The sequence below is a fragment of the Kitasatospora sp. NPDC057512 genome, from assembly GCF_042802135.1.
Classification (GTDB): domain Bacteria; phylum Actinomycetota; class Actinomycetes; order Streptomycetales; family Streptomycetaceae; genus Kitasatospora.
Genome location: NZ_JBHVET010000810.1, coordinates 1 through 3,535, shown reverse-complemented (window position 1 = coordinate 3,535; position 3,535 = coordinate 1). Strand labels below are relative to the sequence as shown.

Here is a 3,535-nt window from a genome sequence, read left to right as displayed (position 1 = left end):
CACACCTCCCGCGCCCGGGCCGGCCGACCCGCGTCCGCAGACGTGCACCACCTCCCGATGGAAAGAGCAGTGCCCATGGCCCGCGACCTCACCCCCGGCACCGGCATCCGCGGCGGCCGACTGAGGGTGTACCTCGGCTCCGCGCCGGGGGTCGGCAAGACGTACCGGATGCTGGACGAGGCCCGGCGCAGACAGGAGCGCGGGGCCGACGTCGTGGTCGGGTACATCGAGTGCCACGGCAGACCGCACACCGAGGCCATGCTGGCGGGCCTGGAGGTCGTGCCCCGCGTCCACCGCGCCTACCGGGACGCCGGGTTCGACGAGATGGACCTCGACGGCGTGCTCGCCCGCCGCCCGTCCGTCGTGCTGGTGGACGAGCTGGCGCACACCAACATCCCCGGCGGCCGGCACGCCAAGCGCTGGCAGGACGTCGAGGAACTGCTCGCCGCCGGGATCGACGTCGTCACCACCGTCAACATCCAGCACCTGGAATCGCTGAACGACGTCGTCCAGAAGATCACCGGCATCCCCCAGCGGGAGACCGTCCCGGACGAGGTGGTCCGCCGGGCCGACCAGATCGAACTCGTCGACATGGCCCCGCAGGCGCTGCGCCGCCGGATGGCCCACGGCAACGTCTACAAGGCGGAGAAGGTGGACGCCGCGCTCTCGAACTACTTCCGGGTCGGCAACCTCACCGCCCTGCGCGAACTCGCCCTGCTCTGGGTGGCCGGGCGGGTGGACGAGGGACTGCGCGACTACCGGGCCAGCCACAACATCGACCGGGTCTGGGAGACCCGCGAGCGGGTCGTGGTCGCCCTCACCGGCGGCCCCGAGGGCGAGACCCTGATCCGCCGCGCCGCCCGGATCGCCGACCGCACGGCCGGCGGCGAACTGCTGGCCGTCCACGTCTCCCGCAGCGACGGCCTGGCCGGCGCCTCCTCCGGCGCGCTCGCCCAGCAGCGGCAGCTGGTGGAGACCCTCGGCGGCAGCTACCACGTGGTGGTCGGCGACGACGTCCCGACCGCGCTGCTCACCTTCGCCCGCGCCCACGACGCCACCCAGCTGGTGCTCGGCACCAGCCGCCGCGGCCGGATCAACCGCTTCCTGACCGGCCCCGGCACCGGGCAGACCACCGTGGACGACTCCGAGGACATCGACGTCCACATGGTCACCCACGAGTTCACCGGCCGCGGCCGGCTGCCCTCGCTCGGCCGCCGCCACTCCCGGCGCCGCACCATCGCCGGCTACCTGGCCGGCCTGGCGGTGCCCTGGCTGCTCACCGTCCTGCTCTCGCAGGCGGACCACAGCATCAACCTGACCACCGACGCGCTGATCTTCCAGCTCGGCGTGGTGATCGTCGCCCTGCTCGGCGGCGCGGTGTCGGCCCTGCTGGCCTCGGTCGTCGCCTCGGTGCTGCTCAACTACTACTTCATCCCGCCGGTCCACAGCCTGACCATCGGCGAGACCAACAACATCGTCGCCCTGGTGGTCTTCGCCGCGATCGCGCTCACCGTCTCCACCGTGGTCGACCACGCCGGCCGGCTCACCAGCCGGGCCGCCCGCGCCACCGCCGAGGCCGAGACCCTCTCCACCCTGGCCGGCAGCGTGCTGCGCGGCGCCGACGCGCTGCCCGCCCTGCTGGAGAAGTCCCGGACGGCCTTCGGCATGCGGGCCGTCGCCCTGCTCTCCCGGGGCGACGGCGAGGTGCTCGCGCACAGCGAGGGGGACCACCAGGGCGACGGCGAGGGGCCGCACGAGACCGCCGAGGTCCCGGTCGGCGCGGACGCCCTCCTGGTGCTCACCGGCCGCCGGCTGCCCGCCGCCGACCAGCGGGTGCTGACCGCCTTCGCCGCCCACGTGGCCGCCGCGCTGGAGCGCGACCGGCTGGCCGTGGTCGCCGCCGAGGTCGAGCCGATCAAGGCCGCGGACCGGATGCGCACCGCCCTGCTCGCCGCCGTCAGCCACGACCTGCGCACCCCGCTGGCCGCCGCCCGCGCCTCGGTCGGCTCGCTGCGCAGCCCGGACGTCGAGTTCTCGCCCGAGGACCAGGCCGAACTCCTCGCCACCGCCGACGAGTCGCTGGTCAAGCTCACCCGGCTGGTCGACAACCTGCTCGACATGAGCCGCCTCCAGGCCGGCGCGCTCACCCTGCACCTCACCGAGACCCACCTCGACGAGATCCTGCCCCGGGCGCTCGACAGCCTCCCCGACCCGTACGCGCCGGTCCAGCCGCTCGACCTGGACACCGCCCCGCCGGTGCTCGCCGACCCGCCGCTGCTGGAGCGGGTGCTCGCCAACGTGATCACCAACGCGCTGCGGTACAACGCCCCCGGCGCACCCGTCCTGGTCACCGCCAGCCACCACGCCGACCAGGTGGAGATCCGGGTGATCGACCGCGGCCCCGGCATCGCCCCCGAGGACCGCGACCGGGTCTTCCTGCCCTTCCAGCGCCTCGGCGACACCGACAACACCACCGGCGTCGGCCTCGGCCTCGCCCTCTCCCGCGGCCTCGCCGAGGCGATGGGCGGCAGCCTGGAGGTCGAGGACACCCCGGGCGGCGGCACCACCATGCTGCTCACCCTGCCCGCCGCCACCACCGCGCCCAGCACCACCGAGCCTGGAGACTCCGGGGAGGAACCTCCACATGAATGAGATCCTGGTCGTCGACGACGAGCCCGCCCTCCTGCGCACCCTGCGGATCAACCTCAGCGCCCGGCACTACGCCGTCCGCACCGCCGCCAGCGGCGGAGAGGCGCTGGACCGCGCCGCGCACAGCGCCCCGGACGCCGTCCTGCTCGACCTCGGCCTGCCCGACCTCGACGGGATGGACGTGCTGCGCGGCCTGCGCACCCACAGCGCGATGCCGATCATCGTGCTCTCCGGCCGGACGGACGCCGCCGACAAGGTGGGCGCCCTGGACGCGGGCGCCGACGACTACCTCACCAAGCCGTTCCTGATGGACGAGCTGCTGGCCCGGCTGCGCGCCGTGCTGCGCCGGCCGCTGGGCGACGTGCCGCTGGGCCGGCCGGTGATCGGCGACCACACCGTGGACCTCGCGGCCACCGCGGTGCACGGCCCGAACGGCCCGGTCCGGCTCACCCCGACCGAGTGGCGGATCCTCGCCCTGCTGCTCGCCAATCCGGGCCGGCTGGTGCCCGGGAGGCAGATCCTGCGCGAGGTGTGGGGCCCGGCCCAGGAGGGGCGCGGCAACTACCTGCGGGTCTACTTCGCCGGGCTGCGCCGCAAGTTGGAGCGCGACCCGGCCCGGCCGAGGCACCTGATCACCGAGCCGGGGATCGGGTACCGGTACGTGCCGTGACGGACCGGCGCACCGGGGCCGGCGCGCCCCCGTCAACGAGCCGTCAAGAGCGGCCCGGTGGGCGACAGGAGGGCGTCAAGGCCGGTCGGAGGCGGTGTTCCGCGGGCGTAGTGTCGGTGTCGAACGAGCGGCCCCTGCTCCGTGTGGGGGAGGTCCGGGGCCGCTCCAGCCGCCGCCCGAGGCGGCCAGCAGGTGGGGGAGGGGCGCGCGACAACC

2 protein-coding genes are annotated in these 3,535 nt (G+C 74.7%); both read left to right on the top strand.

All coding sequences use genetic code 11. The features are described 5' to 3' along the window. Positions 1-75 precede the first annotated feature (75 nt). Positions 76-2,652: an ATP-binding protein gene (locus ACFU6K_RS34090; protein ID WP_380669718.1), complete on the top strand. Its 2,577-nt coding sequence runs from the start codon at positions 76-78 to the stop codon at positions 2,650-2,652. Then, positions 2,645-3,319 (top strand): response regulator, encoded by a 675-nt coding sequence (locus ACFU6K_RS34085; RefSeq protein ID WP_380669716.1) that lies wholly within the window; start codon positions 2,645-2,647, stop codon positions 3,317-3,319. Before ACFU6K_RS34090 ends, ACFU6K_RS34085 begins: the two co-directional genes overlap by 8 nt. Positions 3,320-3,535: the final 216 nt, after the last annotated feature.

Coding starts and splice junctions, on each gene's coding strand:
- ACFU6K_RS34090 (WP_380669718.1), top strand. CDS start 76: ATGGCCCGCGACCTCACCCCCGGCACCGGCATCCGCGGCGGCCGACTG.
- ACFU6K_RS34085 (WP_380669716.1), top strand. CDS start 2,645: ATGAATGAGATCCTGGTCGTCGACGACGAGCCCGCCCTCCTGCGCACC.